13 protein-coding genes are annotated in these 16911 nt (G+C 62.3%); 6 read left to right on the top strand and 7 right to left on the bottom strand.

What is annotated here, in order from left to right; all coding sequences use genetic code 11:
* Positions 1–193: 193 nt before the first annotated feature.
* The 4 genes from AB870_RS10270 to AB870_RS10255 all read right to left on the bottom strand — a co-directional run bounded on the left by AB870_RS10270 (position 194) and on the right by AB870_RS10255 (position 5140).
* The gene (locus AB870_RS10270) at positions 194–1342 is read right to left on the bottom strand and encodes a BMP family ABC transporter substrate-binding protein (protein ID WP_047907923.1); all 1149 of its coding nucleotides are present in this window, start codon (positions 1340–1342) and stop codon (positions 194–196) included.
* A 90-nt stretch (positions 1343–1432) separates the two neighbouring features.
* Positions 1433–2362, bottom strand: a complete 930-nt coding sequence (locus AB870_RS10265) for an ABC transporter permease (RefSeq protein WP_047907922.1) — start codon at positions 2360–2362, stop codon at positions 1433–1435.
* A 10-nt stretch (positions 2363–2372) separates the two neighbouring features.
* Positions 2373–3479, bottom strand: a complete 1107-nt coding sequence (locus tag AB870_RS10260; RefSeq protein ID WP_047907921.1) for an ABC transporter permease — start codon at positions 3477–3479, stop codon at positions 2373–2375.
* 122 nt (positions 3480–3601) lie between these two features.
* On the bottom strand, positions 3602–5140 hold the full coding sequence (locus tag AB870_RS10255) for an ABC transporter ATP-binding protein (RefSeq protein ID WP_084663520.1): 1539 nt from the start codon (positions 5138–5140) through the stop codon (positions 3602–3604).
* 254 nt (positions 5141–5394) lie between these two features.
* Between AB870_RS10255 and AB870_RS10250 the strand changes: the two genes are divergently transcribed.
* Complete coding sequence (locus tag AB870_RS10250; protein ID WP_047907919.1) at positions 5395–6333, top strand: LysR substrate-binding domain-containing protein; 939 nt, start codon at positions 5395–5397, stop codon at positions 6331–6333.
* Between the two features lie 178 nt (positions 6334–6511).
* On the opposite strand, the gene AB870_RS10245 is transcribed toward AB870_RS10250, so the two are convergent.
* Positions 6512–7870, bottom strand: a complete 1359-nt coding sequence (locus AB870_RS10245) for an 8-oxoguanine deaminase (protein WP_047907918.1) — start codon at positions 7868–7870, stop codon at positions 6512–6514.
* Positions 7870–9237: a nucleobase:cation symporter-2 family protein gene (locus AB870_RS10240; protein ID WP_047907917.1), complete on the bottom strand. Its 1368-nt coding sequence runs from the start codon at positions 9235–9237 to the stop codon at positions 7870–7872. Before AB870_RS10240 ends, AB870_RS10245 begins: the two co-directional genes overlap by 1 nt.
* 569 nt (positions 9238–9806) lie before the next feature.
* Between AB870_RS10240 and AB870_RS10235 the strand changes: the two genes are divergently transcribed.
* From AB870_RS10235 to AB870_RS10215, 5 genes are all read left to right on the top strand, one after another.
* Positions 9807–10826 carry an IS110 family RNA-guided transposase gene (locus AB870_RS10235; RefSeq protein WP_047905322.1) on the top strand — a complete coding sequence of 340 codons (1020 nt, stop codon included), beginning with the start codon at positions 9807–9809 and terminating at the stop codon, positions 10824–10826.
* Positions 10827–11113: 287 nt separating this feature from the next.
* Complete coding sequence (uraH, locus tag AB870_RS10230; RefSeq protein ID WP_047907916.1) at positions 11114–11464, top strand: hydroxyisourate hydrolase; 351 nt, start codon at positions 11114–11116, stop codon at positions 11462–11464.
* A gap of 40 nt (positions 11465–11504) precedes the next feature.
* Entirely contained in the window at positions 11505–12710 is a 1206-nt protein-coding gene (locus AB870_RS10225) for a urate hydroxylase PuuD (RefSeq protein ID WP_047907915.1), read from the top strand.
* Between the two features lie 501 nt (positions 12711–13211).
* Complete coding sequence (locus tag AB870_RS10220) at positions 13212–14609, top strand: MATE family efflux transporter (protein WP_047907914.1); 1398 nt, start codon at positions 13212–13214, stop codon at positions 14607–14609.
* Between the two features lie 136 nt (positions 14610–14745).
* Complete coding sequence (locus AB870_RS10215) at positions 14746–16212, top strand: IS1182 family transposase (RefSeq protein WP_053059358.1); 1467 nt, start codon at positions 14746–14748, stop codon at positions 16210–16212.
* 148 nt (positions 16213–16360) lie between these two features.
* Here AB870_RS10215 and AB870_RS10210 read toward each other — a convergent pair whose 3' ends face one another.
* Positions 16361–16894, bottom strand: coding sequence for an ureidoglycolate lyase (locus AB870_RS10210; protein ID WP_047907913.1), 534 nt, complete (start codon positions 16892–16894; stop codon positions 16361–16363).
* Positions 16895–16911 lie beyond the last annotated feature (17 nt).

Genomic DNA, 16911 nt, shown 5'->3' with positions numbered 1-16911 from the left:
TTAGCACCGATGCGTGTCACGCGCCCCCGGTCCAACCCTTCCGCATGGGAACCCGCCTATTCGCGAAGTCACACGGCACGACCCGTTCGCAAACCGTCCGCCCACAAAAAAACCGCCGGCAACACCGGCGGCGTTTCATGGGGCGCCGCGCCGCGCACGGCAGCACGGGCGCCCGGTCCGGCCTTGCCTCGGGTTATGGCTTCGGCAGCGAACCCTCGACGCCTTCCACGAACCAGTTGATCTGGTGCTTCTCGTCGTCGTTCAGCGTCTTGCCGGCCGGCACGATCTCCTTGCCGTCCTGCCCCTTGATCGGACCGGTGAACGGATCGTACTTGCCGTCGCGGATCGCGTCGTGACGTGCCGTCACGGCCTTGCGTGCCGCTTCCGGCACGGCCGTGTCGTTGAGGGCCACGAGATTGATCTCGTCCTCCTTGATGCCGCCCCAGACAGGCGCGTTCTTCCACGTGCCCTTCATGACTTCGTCGACGGTGCGCAGGTAATACTTGCTCCAGTCGATCGCTGCCGACGCGAGGTGAGCGTTCGGACCGAACTTGCTCATGTCCGAATCCCAGCCGAAGGCGTGGATCTTCTTCTCCTCGGCCACTTGCATGACGACAGCCGAATCGACGTTCTGCATCAGCACGTCCGCGCCCTGCCCGACCAGCGATTCCGCAGCCTGACGCTCCTTGCCCGGATCGAACCAGCTATTGATCCAGACAACCTTGACCTTGACTTTCGGATTGACTTCGCGCGCAGCGATGGTGAAGGCGTCGATGTTGCGGATCACTTCGGGAATCGGCACCGACGCCACGTAGCCGATCACGTTCGACTTCGTCACATGACCGCCGACCACGCCGGCCAGATGTGCGCCTTCATACGTGCGGACATCGTACGTGCCGAGGTTCGGTGCCGACTTGAAGCCCGTGGCGTGCTCGAACGTCACATCGGGAAAGTCCGCGGCTGTCTTGACCATCGAATCCATGTAACCGAACGACGTACCGAACACCAGCTTGTTGCCTTTGCTCGCCAGATCGCGGAACACACGTTCCGAGTCCGCGCCTTCCGGCACGTTCTCGACCCGGGTCACCGTGACCTTGTCGCCGAACTTTGCCTCGACGGCCTTCGCGCCCTGCTCGTGAGCGTAGGTCCAGCCGGCATCGCCCGGGTTTCCGATATAGACGAACGCCACACCCATCGGGCCCTTACTCGCCGACGCCGCCGACGCTTGGGCGTCGGACGCCGCCGCCGACGCGTTTGCCGTGGTGTTTTCCTGCTTGCCGCAGGCGCAAACCAGCATGGCGGCCGCCAGGCTTGCCATCGTGATCAGGACTTTACGTCGCATCGATTTTCTCCTCGTGATCGATTGTTTCGGTTGAATTCTTGTGCTGCTTGCCGCTCCCCGTTGCCCGCCGGCCATGCACCCACGCCACGCTCAGGACCCGGCAAAGAACGGCTTGCCCAGCGAGGCCGGTGCATTCAGACGAATCGTCTGACGATTGCGCGAGATGATGACCAGCACGACGATGGTCGCGAGATACGGCAGGCTCGCCAGCGCCTGCGACGGGACGCGAATCCCCATCGCCTGCGCCTGAAATTGCAGTGCCATCACCACGCCGAACAGCATTGCCCCCAGCGCCGTGCGACCCGGCCGCCACGTCGCGAACACGACCAGCGCCAGCGCGATCCACCCGCGTCCGGCAGTCAGGTTCTCCTGCCACAAACGTAGATAGCCGACGGAATAATAAGCGCCCGCGAGGCCCGACATCGCCCCGCCGAACAGCGTCGCGAGATAGCGAATCCGCACCACCGGATAGCCGATGGCATGCGCCACCGAAGGCGCCTCGCCGATCGAGCGCAGCACCAGCCCGGCGCGCGAACGGTACAGAAACCACGCGATTGCCACAAGCAGCAGCGCCGAGAGGTAGCCCAGCGGGTTGAGCGAAAAGATCGACGGCCCGAGTACCGGGATCGACGACAACCCCGGAATCGGCATGTCGGCGAGCAGCGGAATCGTCGCGTCGGTGTACGGCCGCCCGATATAGGCCGACAGACCGATGCCGAAGATGGTCAGCGCGAGACCGGTCGCGACCTGATTGGCCATCAACGAGAGAGTGAGCCAGGCGAAAATGGCCGACATGGCCACACCCGCGGCAATGCCCGCGAGCACGCCAAGCCAGAGGCTGCCGGTCTGCACGGTCACCGCAAATGCGCCGATCGCGCCCATGAGCATCGTGCCTTCCACGCCGAGATTGAGAACGCCGGACTTCTCCGTTACCAGTTCGCCCAGCGCCGCCAGCATCAGCGGAATGGCGGCGATCACAGCGCTTGCGGCCAGCGGCGTGAGCAAATTGATCCAGTTCATGCGGCGCTCCTCAGGCGTCTCGCGTGAGCGCGCGAGCGCGACGACGCAAACGGTAATTCACGAAAACATCGCACCCCAGCAGGCTGAACAGCAACAGCCCCTGGAACACACCGCTGATGGCCTTGGGCAATTGAAGCGAAGTCTGTACCGCTTCGCCACCAAGGTATAGCAGCGCCATGAGCAAGCTTGCCAGCACGATCCCCACGGGATGCAGACGGCCGACGAACGCCACGATGATGGCGGTAAAGCCATAGCCGGGCGCCCACGTCGCCTGCAATTGGCCCACGGGTCCCGCCACCTCGCCGGTGCCCGCAAGCCCGGCCGCTGCACCGCCGATGAGCAATGCCAGCCACACGGCGCGCGGCTCCGAATAGCCGGCGTAGCGTGCCGCGAGCGGCGCAAGACCCCCGACTTCCATCCGGTACCCCGCAAAACTCTTGCGCATGAAGCACCACGCGGCCGGTACCGCGAGCACCGCCATGAAGACCGATGCGTTCAGACGCGTGCCGCGCCAGCTCGCCCAGTGCCAGTCGCCGAACAAGCGCGGGAACAACGCGTCGCGGCCGAAGTTGATCGACTGCGGGAAATTCATGCCGTGCGGATCCTGCCACGGACCGCTGACAAGATAGATTAGTAATTGCGTAGCCACGTAGGTCAGCATCAGGCTCACGAGAATCTCGTTGGCGTTAAAGCGCACCCGCAGCAGCGCGGGGATGGCGGCCCACAACATGCCGCCGAGCGCGCCGGCCGCCATCATCAAAGGCAGCAGCCACGGGCCGCCATGTCCGTCGAAGTGGATCGCGACGCCCGATGCGAAGATGCCCCCGAGCAACAATTGACCTTCCGCGCCGATGTTCCAGACGTTCGCGCGATAGCCGATCGCCAGCCCCAACGCGATCAGGCACAGGGGTGACGCCTTGAGCAGCAGCTCCGACCAGCCGTTCAGACTACTGACCGGCGCAAGAAAGAACGCCGCCATCGCCTGAGCCGGGTTCTTGCCGAGAAAGCTGAAAATCAACACGCCGCCGACGAGCGTAACGAGCGTGGCCACCAGCGGCATGGCAAGCCGCATGATGCGGGAGGGACTTGGCCGTGGCTCAAGCGTGAAATCGAACATGGTGTCTGGGAATCGAAGAAAACGTTACGGTATCGGTGTCCTGCCGACACCGGCGAGACCGCCAAAACCGGGATCGCAGGTCATGCCAATGGGGCCGGACAGACGAAAAATGGCGCGCTCCGTCAGGCAGCGCGCTCGCCCGGGCCACCGGGGAATATCCCCGCCATCCACAAGCCGATTTCGCGGGCGTCGGTCTGTTCGGGCTTGCGAACCGGCGACAAACGTCCCTGCGCCAGCACCGTGATCCGGTCGCATATCTCGAACAGTTCGTCGAGTTCCTCGGACAGCACCAGCACGGCAACCCCACGTGCCGACAAGTCCAGCAATTGCTGACGAATGAAAGCCGCCGCGCCGACGTCGACGCCCCACGTCGGCTGCGCCACCACCAACACCCTGGGCTCTTGGAGGATTTCTCGCCCGACGATGAACTTCTGCAGGTTGCCGCCGGACAGGCTTTGCGCCGCCGTGTCCGGCCCACCGGCCTTCACGTTGAACCGCTCGATGCACAGCGAAGCGAACTTGCGCAGCGTGCCGCGGCGAATCCAGCCGCCACGCAAGAGTCCGAGATGCGCCGTGCCGGAGGCGCCCAGCAGCGCATTCTCCGTGAGCGACATACTCGGCACCGCCCCGCGTCCCAGACGCTCCTCGGGCACGAACGCCAGCCCGAGGCGCCGGCGGGCGGCCGCGCCCATGCGCCCGACGTCACGGTCGTTGAGCGCAATGGCCTGCGCGTGTGGCGCGCGCGCCTCGCCGGAGAGCGCCGCCAGCAATTCAGCCTGCCCATTGCCGGACACGCCCGCAATCCCGACGATCTCCCCGGCGTGAACGTCGAGACTGAGCTCGTGCAGCGACGTTCCGAACGGGTCTTCGCTGGTCATCGACAGATTGCGCAGCGAGAGCCGCACGTCGCCCGGCGAATGCGCCCGGCGCTCGATGCTCGGCAACGCCCGGCCGATCATCATCTGCGCGAGCGTCTGCGCCGTTTCGTCGCGCGGCACGGCATGTCCGGACACGCGCCCGCCCCGCAGCACGGTCGCGCGGTCGCACAGATCGCGAATTTCGTCGAGCTTGTGACTGATGTAGACGATGCTGCACCCTTCGGCGGCGAGCCGGCGCAACGTCGAGAAAAGCTTCTGGACGGCCTGCGGCGTGAGCACGGAGGTCGGTTCGTCCATGATAAGCAGACGCGGGTTCTGCAACAGGCAGCGCACGATTTCCACGCGCTGACGCTCGCCTACAGACAGACTGTGCACATGCCGTTGCGGATCGATGTCCAGGCCATACTGCGCCGACACCTCGCGAATACGATTTGCGAGCGCCCTCAAATCGTGACCGGCGTCGTCGAGCGCGAGCGAGATGTTCTCGGTAACGGTCAGCGTCTCGAACAGTGAGAAATGCTGGAACACCATGCCGATGCCGAGCTTGCGCGCCGCAGCCGGGCTCTCGATGCCGACCGGCTGCCCTTCCCAGCGAATTTCCCCGGCATCGGGGCGCACCGCGCCGTAGATGATCTTCATCAAGGTGCTCTTGCCGGCGCCGTTCTCGCCGAGTACGGCATGGATTTCGCCGGGAAGCACGCTCAAGGCGATATCGTCATTGGCCACCACGCCCGGATAGCGTTTGGTAATGCCGGTCAGCGCCAGACGTGGTGTCGGTTGCATGGAAAAGGTCACTGGCGAAGTCTGACTGAGTCTGAGTTGGGGCCTGGGCGGTCCGAAAATACCCAATTCGCGTAGAAATGTCGAGCGTGTGTCAATAACCCGCCATCCGACGTCACCTGACCGACGATGCGATGCATGGCCAGCCTCTATTTCGGTGATAGGGACTTTCCGCTATAGAGACGTTCGAGCTTGTCCTTCATAATGATTTCCTTATGCACTACAGGGTCCGGCATATTCGGATCGTTATATTTCTCATGAGCCAAAACCGCGAACCGATTGACACCTATTTGCTGCGCGTTCTTCACACCCTGTTGATCGAGCGCAGCGTGACGCGTGCGGCCGTCAAGCTGAACCAGTCGCAGCCGGCCATCAGCGCTGCCCTGCGCCGTTTGCGCGACATTACCGGCGATCCGTTGCTGGTACGTGGCAAATCGGGGATGGTGCCGACCGAATACGGTCAGTCGCTGCTGGAGCCCACGCAGAATGCGCTGCGAGAGATCGAACGCATCACGGTCCAGCAATCGAACTTCGATCCGGCCACGACGGTGCGCACGTTCCGTATCGGCTCCCCCGACTACCTGAATACGCTTTTCGTGCCGACGGTCGTCGAGCGCTTCCGGCAACAAGCGCCCAACGCACAGCTCGAACTGCACTCGCTCGGCCCGGCATTCGATTACGAACACGCGCTCGAAGACGGCAAAGTCGACATCGTCATCGGAAACTGGCCCGAACCGCCCGAGCAGCTTCACCTCTCGAATCTGTTCGTGGATCAAATCGTGTGTCTGGTGCGCAATAGCCATCCGTATGCCAAGCGCGGGCTGACACTGGAACAGTATCTCGGTAGCCCGCACCTCGCACCGACGCCCTATTCCGTCGCGCAACGCGGCGCGATCGACATGCATCTTGCGCGCGAGCGCCTGAAGCGCAACGTGGTCGTGACGATCCCGTACTTCAATCTCGCGCCGTACGTGCTGCTGAAATCCGATTTGATTTTTACGACGACACGCCTGTTTGCCGATCATTACGCAGAGTTCCTGCCGCTGACGGTACTCGAAGCGCCGATCGACTTCCCGCCCATGCAGTACTACCAGTTGTGGCACGAGCGCACGCACTACTCGGATGAAGTTCGCTGGCTGCGCAGCGTGATTTCGGACGCCACGCGCACGCTGCTCGAATCGCGTACGCAGCCGTAATTTCCGCATTCACAGGCATTCACGGGCATTCACCGGTTTTACCGGCGGAGCGGCCCCCACCGCTCCGCCGAACCGCACGGCGGCGCGCCCCATGCACAGGCACGCCACCCCGACTTCCCGTTTGCCCATTGCCACGCTCGGCCACACACCATGAATATGCGGCCGGTGTGACAACGCCTTATCGGGAAGCCTCGGCCAGTTGCCGCGCCAGCGCGTTGTGACGCGTGACGAGCGCCGGCAGGTCGAGCGTCTCGAGACGCCCTTCGCGCACCACCACCCGTCCGTTCACCACGCTGTACGCGGCTTGTCCAGGATTACAGAAGACGAGCGAGGCGACCGGATCGTGCAAGCCGCCGGCCATGCCCACACCGCGCGTGTCGAACGCCACGAAGTCTGCGGCCATGCCTTCGGCGAGCACGCCGATATCGTCGCGCCCGAGTACACGCGCGCCGCCCACGGTCGCGATCTCCAGCGCCTCGCGCGCCGTCATGGCACTCGGGCCGAAGCCCACCCGTTGGAGCAGCAGCGCCTGACGCGCTTCGTTGATCAGGCTCGCGGCGTCGTTCGACGCCGAGCCGTCCACGCCGAGCCCGACGGGCACACCGGCGTCGCGCATGCGTCGAATCGGGGCAATGCCCGACGCAAGCCGCATGTTCGAACATGGGCAATGCGCCACGCCCGTGCCGGTCTTCGCGAATAGCGCAATGCCCGCATCGTCGAGCTGGACGCAGTGGGCATGCCAGACATCGTGGCCGACCCAGCCCAGATCCTGCGCGTACTGCGCCGGCGTCATGCCGAACTTCTCGCGGCTGTAGGCGATATCGTTGACGTTCTCGGCAAGATGGGTGTGCAGCGACACGCCATAGTGGCGCGCCATCGTCGCCGACTCGCGCATCAGGTCGCGGCTCACGGAGAACGGCGAGCACGGGGCCACCACCACACGCAACATCGCGTAACGGCCTTCGTCGTGATACGTCTCGATAAGTCGCTGGGTGTCTCTGAGAATGTCGTCTTCGCGCTCGACCACGCGGTCCGGCGGCAAGCCGCCCTGACTCTGCCCCACGCTCATGCTTCCCCGGCTCGCATGAAAGCGCATGCCGATCTCGGCGGCGGCTTCGATGCTGTCGTCCAGCTTGCATCCGTTCGGATAGATGTAGAGATGGTCGCTCGACGTGGTACACCCGGAGAGCAGCAGTTCGGCCATCGCCGTCTTCGTCGAGACACGGATCATCTCCGGCGTGAGATTTGCCCACACCGGGTAGAGGTTTGTCAGCCAGTTGAAAAGCTCGCCATCCTGCGCAGCCGGAATCGCGCGCGTGAGGCTCTGGTACATGTGGTGGTGCGTATTGACGAGACCGGGAATCACAACGTGCCCGGTCAGATCGATCACTTCGTCCGCACTCGCCGGCAGACTGTCGCTGGTGCCGACGGCCACGATCCGGTTGCCCTCGACGTACAGCCCGCCGCGGGCGATCTCGCGGCGGCCGGCGTCCATCGTCACGAGCACTTCGGCATTCTTGACGAGCAGCGTTTTCATCAGTGCGCCTCCAACCCCATGCCCGAGCCATTCTTCCTGCCATGGGCATCCGCCACGGGGGTTTTGAAACCATTGAAATAGGCGTTAAGAATCACGGCAGACAGTGTGGCAAGCAGAATTCCGCTATGCAGCAGCGGTGCGAGCTGTTCCGGCATCTTTGCGAAGAACTTGTTCGACGCGACCGGGATCATCGCCATACCGATGCTGATTGCTACGATATACAGGTTGTAGCGGTTGTGCGCGTAATCGACCTTGGACAGGATCTTGATGCCCGTGGCGAGCACCATGCCGAACATGACGACGCCTGCGCCGCCCAGCACGAACTGGGGAATCGACGCCACGACCACCGACATTTTCGGAATCAGGCCGAATACCAGCAGGATGACCCCGGCGGCAGCGCACACCCAGCGGCTCTTCACCCCCGTTACACCCACGAGACCGATGTTTTGCGAGAACGAGGTGTGCGGGAACGTATTGAACAACCCGCCGATCACGGTCGCCACGCCATCCACACGCAGCCCGGCCACCAGTGTCTTTTCGTCGACCGGTTTGCCGACGATTTCCCCCAGCGCGAGGAACATGCCCGTCGACTCGATGAACGTGATGAGGATCACGATGGTGAGCGTGAGAATCGCCCACGGATCGAATACCGGCATGCCGAAATGGAACGGCAACACGATGTCGAACCACTTCACCTGATCGAGACCGTCGAAATTCACTTTGTGCAGCATCAGCGCAATCACGAAACCGAACAGAATGCCCAGCAGCACGGCGATGTTCGAGAAGAAGCCCTTCACGAAGCGCGTGACCAGCAAGATGAAGATAAGCACCGCGAACGACACACCGAGGTAGACGGGATCGCCATAGTCGGGGTTACCCACGCCGCCGGCCGCCCAGTTGATGCCTACGCCGATGATCGTCAGACCGATGGACGTAATGACGATGCCCGTGACGATGGGCGGAAAGAACCGCAGGAGCTTGCCGACGAGCGGCGCAATCAGGGTGCCGATGATGCCGGAGGCAATCGTCGCCCCGAAGATGCCGGGCAGGCCGAGCGAGGGATTGGTGCCGATCGCGAGCATGGGACCGACGGCCGCGAACGTCACGGCCATGATGACAGGCATGCGAATACCGAAGCGGCCGATGCCAACGCTCTGGATCAGCGTGGCGATGCCGCAGCACATCAGGTCGGCGGAAATCAAAAACGCAATCTGGTCCTTGGGCAGTCCAAGAGCGCCGCCAATGATGAGGGGCACGGCGACCGCCCCCGCATACATGACCAAAACGTGTTGCAGGCCCAGCATGAACAATTTTCCGATCGGCAGTCGCTCGTCGACCGGATCCACGGCGTTAGTCGTCACACTCATTGCGTCTCCGTCCCTCGGGGGGCTGTTTGATGTCTATTTTTAGGGTGACTCAATGGTGCAGGTCGACGCCTTTTGCGGCAAGACCACCCACGGCTATAGTGTTTTTTTCATGGAACGTATGCATGAATGCTTATTATGCGTTTCGGGTTTTCCCCAAGGATCCACGTAACCATTGGGCTTTCCGGGCGACGTGTCTCCTGCTGCGATAACGGGTCATACGAATATCGTTATATCCGCGATAACGAAACCGGATAGCGCTCCCAAAAATCCCAATTCCCGCGCATGCGACGTACGCTTGAGACGTCCCCATGCCATATTGACGTGCCGCTTGACGGGCTTCGGCTTTTTGTCCGGCGTGACAGGGTATGTGCACGTTTTTATCTTTGGTATTGCGCGCGTTGCCGGGCCGCCATCTCCCTACAATGCACCCATCCATCACAGGAGAATGAAATGAACGCGTCCCACCCCGTGACCGAGTGAGCAAAGGAAGGTGGATCCTCACGGGCCAACGGCATCGATGTGCCCAAAGTGGAAAATACGAAGTTTTCCAAAGCAACCGGAGGATCCGAGTGAATTGTACGGCAGTGGGTGTAGACATCGCGAAAAGTGTGTTCCAAGTGCATTACGTCGATCAGGAAACTGGCGAGATCGTGAACAAGCCGATCAAGCGGGCAAAGTTCCTTGAGCATTTTGCGAACCGAGCGCCGTGCCTGATCGGGATGGAAGCGTGCGGTGGTGCGCACCACTGGGCCCGGCAACTCGCGAAGCTGGGCCACGAGGTGAAGCTGATGCCGGGGGAGTTCGTAAAGGCTTTCAACATCAGGAACAAGAGCGATGCGGCTGATGCGAAGGCGATCTGGCTGGCCGTGCAGCAGCCGGGCAAGCCGGTCGCAGTAAAGACCGAAATGCAGCAAGCCATGCTGGGGCTGCACCGGATGAGACAGCAACTGATCAAATTTCGCACGATGCAGATTAATGCTCTGCGAGGGCTGCTAACGGAATACGGTGAAGTGATGGGCAAGAGTCGGGCGAAGCTCGATAAGGAAATACCCGCTGTGCTCGAACGGATTGCGGAGCGTTTGCCTGCCGTGCTGATCGATACGTTTCGCGCGCAGTGGAACGGACTGGAGAAGCTTGATGAGCAGATCGCTGAGATCGAGCGTCGGATGCGCGAGTGGAAGAAAGAGGATAAGGCGGTCAAGGCCATCAGCGAGATTCCCGGTGTTGGATTACTGACGGCAACAGCAGCTGTCGCGATGATGGGAGATGCGAAAGCGTTCAGTTCGGGACGAGAGTTTGCCGCGTGGGTTGGGATCGTGCCGAAGCAGACGGGTTCGGGCGGCAAGGTGAACTTGCATGGCATATCAAAGCGCGGCGACACATATCTGCGCACCCTGCTGATTCACGGTGCACGATCTGTGCTGACGCATGCGAAAGAGCCCGGTGAGTGGGTCGAACAAATCCAGAAGCGGCGGCCAAAAAATGTCGTAATCGTCGCGTTAGCCAACAAGATGGCGCGAACGATCTGGGCAGTTCTTGCCCATGACCGGCAGTACCAGAAGGGATACGTGAGCGTGAAACCCGTCTAAACGGGCAGCGCTTGCGTAGAGGATTAACGTTTAAACACAGGGTGAACGTCGAAAGGTTGCGCAGCAATCGAGTGTGATGACAAGCCAGGTAGGACCGGGACTCGCTAAACCTGAATGATGCCTCGAGCTTTGAGCTCGCCGGGAGAATGAGGTGCGAGTCAGCGAATTTCATAGGGGCCCGCAGCGACTGTACCGACTGCATCGAGGCCGGATATAGAGCTGCAGCCCATCCTGTCTATCAAAACACGCGAAAACTGTTGCAAACGGGACGCGTTCATATAGACATCATGGGACGACTGACTACCCACGTACTAGATACATCGCACGGCAAGCCCGGCGCCGGCATCCGTGTCGAGTTGTGGCGCGTTGACGGCGAGCGCCGTTCGCTGCGCGACGTGCAGACCAATGCCGACGGCCGTTGCGACAAGCCGTTGCTCGAAGGCGAAGACTTCGTTACTGGCGAATATGAGCTTGTGTTCCACGCGGGCGACTACTTTGCTGCGCAGGGTGTGAACGTGCCCACGCCGCGCTTCGTCGATCGCGTTGTCCTGCGTTTCGGCATCGCCGAGCCTTCGCAGCATTACCACGTGCCCCTTCTGGTGTCGCCGTGGAGCTTTTCCACGTATCGCGGTAGCTAAACCGCGAACGTGAACGTCAGGCAGTTGAGGAGAACATAAGATGGAAGCGTTTATTACCGACTGGGTCAATCTGTTGCTGCGCTGGCTGCACGTGGTGGCCGCCATTGCCTGGATTGGCGAGTCGTTCTATTTCGTGATGCTGGACAACGGTCTGAAGCCGCCCAAGGCCGCCGAAGACAAGCAAAAAGGCGTATTCGGCGAGATGTGGTCGGTGCACGGCGGGGGTTTCTACCACGCGCAGAAGTACCTGAACTCGCCGCCGCAGATGCCTGAGGACCTGCACTGGTCGAAGTGGAAGTCGTACACCACGTGGCTTTCGGGCTTCGCCCTGTTCTGCGTACTGTACCTGCTGCAACCGCAAACCTATTTGATCGACAAGAACGTGATGGATCTGCAACCGGGTCAGGCCGTGGGCCTTGCGGTGGCGTTCCTGATCGGGGGCTGGTTCGTCTACGACTTCCTGTGCCGCCTGCTGGGCAAGAACGAACGCGTGCTCGGCATCGCCGTCGCCCTGTTCGTGGTGGCCGCGACGTTTGCCACGACGCACATCTTCGCGGGTCGTGCCGCGTTCCTGATCGTGGGCGCCATGATGGCCACGTCGATGTCGGCCAATGTCTTCTTCTGGATCATTCCGGGGCAACGCAAGAGCGTGGACGCACTCGCGAAAGGCGAAGTCCCGAACCCGGTCTGGGGCAAGCTCGGCAAGCAACGCTCGGTGCACAACACGTATTTCACGCTGCCGGTCGTGTTCATCATGATCAGCAACCACTACGCGTTCACGTACAGCAACCCGTACAACTGGGTGATCCTCACGATCATCATGGCCGCAGGCGCGATGATTCGTCAGTTCTTCGTGCTGCGTCACGCTGGCAAGAATCTGTACGCGCTGCCCGTGGCTGGCGCCGCACTGCTCGCCGGCGTTGCCGTGTTCGCCGCGCCGCGTCCCGCGCCGGCCCCGGCCGCGGGCGCCCATGGCGAAACTGCCGCCCCGGCCGTGAAACTCTCGGAGATTCAGCCGATTCTCACGCAACGTTGCGCCACCTGCCACTCGGCCAAGCCGACCATGATGGGCAGCGCACCGGCAGGCGTGATGCTCGACACCCCGGCCGAAATCTCGCAGAACGCCCAACGCATTTATCAGCAATCGGTGGCGCTCAAGTCAATGCCGCTGGGCAATGTGACCCAGATGACCGACGAAGAACGTCAGAAGATTGCTGCCTGGTTCAACGGCGGCGCGCAGCAGTAACGGCGCACGCCGGCAACGACCGACTTTCTTGCTGGACCCATGTTGGGGCGCTTCGGCGCCCCTTTTTTCGTCCGGCGTTCGCCGCGAAGCGTATCGCGTTCGTTCCGGGATTCCCATGGTGGTAGCTACAGCCATCGCCCCCTCCCCCGCCCGTCAGACCGTCACACGCCGGGGAACTCGCGCGTGAAGGTCGGTGTCTGTCATACGCGCCCGGCCTGTCCGGGACGAACGATCGACACCATGATCAATATCATGAATTTCCTGCTTTTTTCCGCCTCCCGGCAAGGCGTCGTCTGGGTGCATTTGCACCAGGCGATGTTCCCTCCGTCCGTCTGACCGCCCCGCCGGCGTCCCCCGCTACAGGGCGCGACGCCGCGCGGTGGAGCGCTTACGCCATCGCTTGCGCGTGAGCGGCAACACTCCCCACCCTGAAGTTTTCGATGTGCAAGCCACGGTGAGCCGCGTCCCGAAACGACGCGGTGCGATGTCATCGGGGGGACCATGTCTCTTTCCACATCTACGAATCAACACCACCACGTGCAGCGCGCGACGACGTCGCTGCTCAAGGAATTCACGTCTCTCGCCGTACCCACGATCCTGTCCGGTTGGGTCTACACGATCTATACGCTGATCGACGGCATCTTTATCGGCCGCTACGTCGGCCAGCAGGCGCTCGCAGCGCTGAATCTGGTGGTGCCGCTGCTCTACGTGCCGTATGCAATCAGTGTGATGGTCGGCGTCGGCGGGGCCACACTCATTGCGCGTTTGCTCGGCGAACAACGCCACGCCGACGCACGCCGGGCATTCTCGCAAGTCCTTTGGGTCATGCTGGTGGCGGGGGTGGCGATGAGCGCCGCGGTGCTCGTCTTCCGGCATGAGATCGCCGCGGCGCTGGGCGCCGAAGGCGCCCTCACAGCCGATGTGGCGGCCTACCTGTCGGGCTGGGGCTGGTTCGTGCTCTTCGCGAATGGTCTTTATGCCATGGAGTTGTTCCTGCGCGTGGAGGGCGCGTGCGCCGCGCGGTTCGGTTTGTACGCGATGCTTCTCGGGGCGCTCGCGAACGTGGCGCTCGACTATTGGCTCATCGTCGCGCGCGAAATGGGAATGTACGGTGCGTCGCTGGCAACCGGGTTGTCGATGATGGTGTCGAGCAGCCTCATGCTCGCCTATCACTTCGTGTTCGCCAAGCAGGTGGTGCCAGCCCGCAATGCATTTGGCGGGGGCGGACAGACGCATGTGTGGCGCGCGATGTATAACGGCGCATCGGAATTTCTCGGCGCCATTGCCCCGGCCGTGACGGTCTTCGCCTTCAACCGCGTCATTCTGACGAACTTCGGCGAACCGGGTCTCGCAGCCTACGCGATTCTCGAGTACATGACCCTCGGCGCAACGGTCACGATGGTTGCGCTCGTGCAAAGCATGCAGCCGATGATCAGCTTCTATCGCGGCGCGCAGGACGCTAAGGCCCTGCAAGGGGCGTTCCGGTTGGGTGTTGTGGCCGTCATGGGGTTCTCGCTGCTGGTGGCCATCGCGATGGCGACGCTGGCGCGCCCGCTGACTTTCCTGTTCCTGCCCGCAGGCGGCGAAGCATGGGCGATTCTGGCGCATGCGGTGATCTGGTACGCGCTCGCATTTCTGCCCGCGGCAGGCAACCTGATCGTGGCCGGCTACCTCACGGCCGTCGAAGCCCCTGGCCCGTCGGCGGCCATTGCCATGCTGCGAAGCTGGGTTCTGCTGCTTGGGATTCTGTGGATGCTCGACGCACACTTCGGTGGCGACGCCATCTGGTACACGCTCCTCGCCACGGAAACGACAACGCTTGCCGTCAGCGCCTGGCTGTACCGAAAACGGCACGGCAGGCATCACGTCACAAAACGCTGCCAACAGCGTTCGTCGTGACCGGGCATCGTCCACACACCTGCCCGCACTTCGTATTTTTTCTCCCTCCTCGAAATGAAAACGCCGGGCAATAGCCCGGCGTCAGATTGCTGACAAACCCTCGCCAAGTGCGAGGGTTTTGTTTTTTAATAGCAGGATGCTAAAGATCCCGACGCCCACGCAGCACGAACTCGAGATGGTGACGCTCGAGGAACTCGTGCCGAAGGACCACCTGCTGCGCCAGATCGACGCGGCAGTGGATTTCGAATTCATCCGCGAAAAGGTCGCGCATCTGTACTGCGCAGACAACGGTCGTCCGGCGCTCGATCCGGTGGTGATGTTCAAGCTGCTGTTCATCGGCTACCTGTTTGGGGTGCGCAGTGAGCGGCAGTTGATGCGCGAGGTCCAGGTCAACGTCGCCTACCGGTGGTTCGCCCGGTTTCGGCTGACCGACAAGGTGCCGGATGCGTCGACGTTCTCACAGAATCGCCGCCGACGCTTCACGGACACGACGGTGTATCAGGAGATCTTCGACGAGATCGTGCGCCAGGCGATGGGCCGTGGTCTGGTCGATGGCCGTGTGCTGTACACCGACAGCACGCACCTGAAGGCCAACGCGAACAAGAACAAGTTCGACGTGGTAAAGCTGGAACAGACGCCTGCGGCCTATCTGGAGAAGCTCAATGCGGCAGTGGATGCGGACCGGGCCGCGCATGGCAAGAAGCCGCTGAATCGGGACGACGATGAGCCGCCGTCGAGCAAGGACACCAAGATTAGCCGGACCGATCCGGACAGCGGCTACATGGTGCGGGACGACAAGCCGAAGGGCTTCTTCTATCTGGACCACCGCACGGTGGACGCCAAGCACGCGATCATTACCGATACGCATGTGACGCCGGCCTCGGTGCACGACAGCCAGCCGTATCTGGAGCGGCTGGATCGACAGCGCGAGCGCTTTGAGTTCAAGGTGGAAGCGGTGGGGCTGGATGCTGGCTACTTCACGCCAGCGGTGTGCCAGGGGCTGGAGGAGCGGGAGATTGCCGGGGTGATGGGCTATCGCACGCCGAACCACAAGCCGGGGCTGTTCTACAAACGGCAGTTCCAGTACGACGCGTACCGCAACGAGTACGTGTGCCCGCAGGGACAGGCGCTGCCGTACAGCACGACTAACCGGCTCGGCTATCGGGAATACAAATCCGATGCTCGGATATGCCGGTGCTGCCCGGTACGAGCACAGTGCACGAACAGTGCCAACGCGGTGAAGGTGGTGACGCGCCACGTCTGGGAGCGCGCCAAGCAGCGGGTGGACGCGAGGCGGCTGAGCGAGTGGGGACGACGCATTTACGCGCGGCGCAAGGAGACGGTGGAACGCAGCTTTGCCGATGCCAAGCAACTGCATGGGCATCGCTATGCGCGCATGCGCGGGCTGCGCAAGGTGGCCGAGCAGTGCTTGTTGGCTGCGGCGGCGCAGAACATCAAGAAAATTGCGATGCTGGTGGCGCGCCTACGGGCGCGTTTAGGCGAGCGTTCGTACCTCTGGCGCCCGTTTCGGTGGCTCATGAGCGTCCTGAGGGCTTGTCTCTCAATGTGCGCGCCCTTACGCTGCCCATTCGCCCTTGCCTAAAAGATAAAACCCCTCGCTCCGAAAAACGAGGGGTTCGTCAGCAATCTGACGCCGGGCAATAGCCCGGCGTTTTCATTTTCATGGCCGCTTCCGCTTCCGCTCCCGTGCCTGGCTCGCGGTTTTCGTCGTGCTTCTCGTGTTTCCTGTTCTACGCGACCTTCTGCGTTGCCTGCACGGCATCCAAAGCCGCCTGCGTCAGCAAATACACGCCCGGCAAATCCTGCTCGTCGCAGTTGTGACCCTCGCCGCCCCGGTCCACCACTACGAAGTCGCTCACCTCATGGAGCGCCAACAGCGGGTGGTGCCACACGCCCTTTGCATAGTTCACCCCCTGCCAACCCTCCGAGACGAACGCGCGCATCTTGCTCACGTCCAACTCGCCCGCCGGCGCAACCACCACGAGGTACGGCGTCGTCTTCAGCGGAATGAACGCCTGACTGCCCAGCGGGTGACGCTCCAACATCTTCACCTCATACGGCAACTGCCTGGGCTGCCCCCGGAAGACGTTGACCAGCGTACGCCCGCCCTGCGGCCCCAAATCCACCGTCGCCAAATCGTGAAAACGCTCGGTCGTCCCGCCATTGATCGCGAAATGCTTCGCCCCCGCCAACTCGATCACGTCGCCAAACGGCGCAAACGCCTCGCGCGTCAACCGCTCGATCTTCAATGCCGGTCCCGCCATTTCCCCACTCCTTTTTT

The organism is Pandoraea faecigallinarum (assembly GCF_001029105.3).
In the GTDB taxonomy this organism is placed as follows: Bacteria; Pseudomonadota; Gammaproteobacteria; order Burkholderiales; family Burkholderiaceae; genus Pandoraea; species Pandoraea faecigallinarum.
This window is presented reverse-complemented; position numbering and strand designations above follow the sequence as displayed.

What these genes read in the sequence shown, in the direction of transcription:
- AB870_RS10270 (WP_047907923.1), bottom strand. Translation starts at nt 1,342, where the DNA reads ATGCGACGTAAAGTCCTGATCACGATGGCAAGCCTGGCGGCCGCCATG.
- AB870_RS10265 (WP_047907922.1), bottom strand. Translation starts at nt 2,362, where the DNA reads ATGAACTGGATCAATTTGCTCACGCCGCTGGCCGCAAGCGCTGTGATC.
- AB870_RS10260 (WP_047907921.1), bottom strand. Translation starts at nt 3,479, where the DNA reads ATGTTCGATTTCACGCTTGAGCCACGGCCAAGTCCCTCCCGCATCATG.
- AB870_RS10255 (WP_084663520.1), bottom strand. Translation starts at nt 5,140, where the DNA reads ATGCAACCGACACCACGTCTGGCGCTGACCGGCATTACCAAACGCTAT.
- AB870_RS10250 (WP_047907919.1), top strand. Translation starts at nt 5,395, where the DNA reads ATGAGCCAAAACCGCGAACCGATTGACACCTATTTGCTGCGCGTTCTT.
- AB870_RS10245 (WP_047907918.1), bottom strand. Translation starts at nt 7,870, where the DNA reads ATGAAAACGCTGCTCGTCAAGAATGCCGAAGTGCTCGTGACGATGGAC.
- AB870_RS10240 (WP_047907917.1), bottom strand. Translation starts at nt 9,237, where the DNA reads ATGAGTGTGACGACTAACGCCGTGGATCCGGTCGACGAGCGACTGCCG.
- uraH (WP_047907916.1), top strand. Translation starts at nt 11,114, where the DNA reads ATGGGACGACTGACTACCCACGTACTAGATACATCGCACGGCAAGCCC.
- AB870_RS10225 (WP_047907915.1), top strand. Translation starts at nt 11,505, where the DNA reads ATGGAAGCGTTTATTACCGACTGGGTCAATCTGTTGCTGCGCTGGCTG.
- AB870_RS10220 (WP_047907914.1), top strand. Translation starts at nt 13,212, where the DNA reads ATGTCTCTTTCCACATCTACGAATCAACACCACCACGTGCAGCGCGCG.
- AB870_RS10215 (WP_053059358.1), top strand. Translation starts at nt 14,746, where the DNA reads ATGCTAAAGATCCCGACGCCCACGCAGCACGAACTCGAGATGGTGACG.
- AB870_RS10210 (WP_047907913.1), bottom strand. Translation starts at nt 16,894, where the DNA reads ATGGCGGGACCGGCATTGAAGATCGAGCGGTTGACGCGCGAGGCGTTT.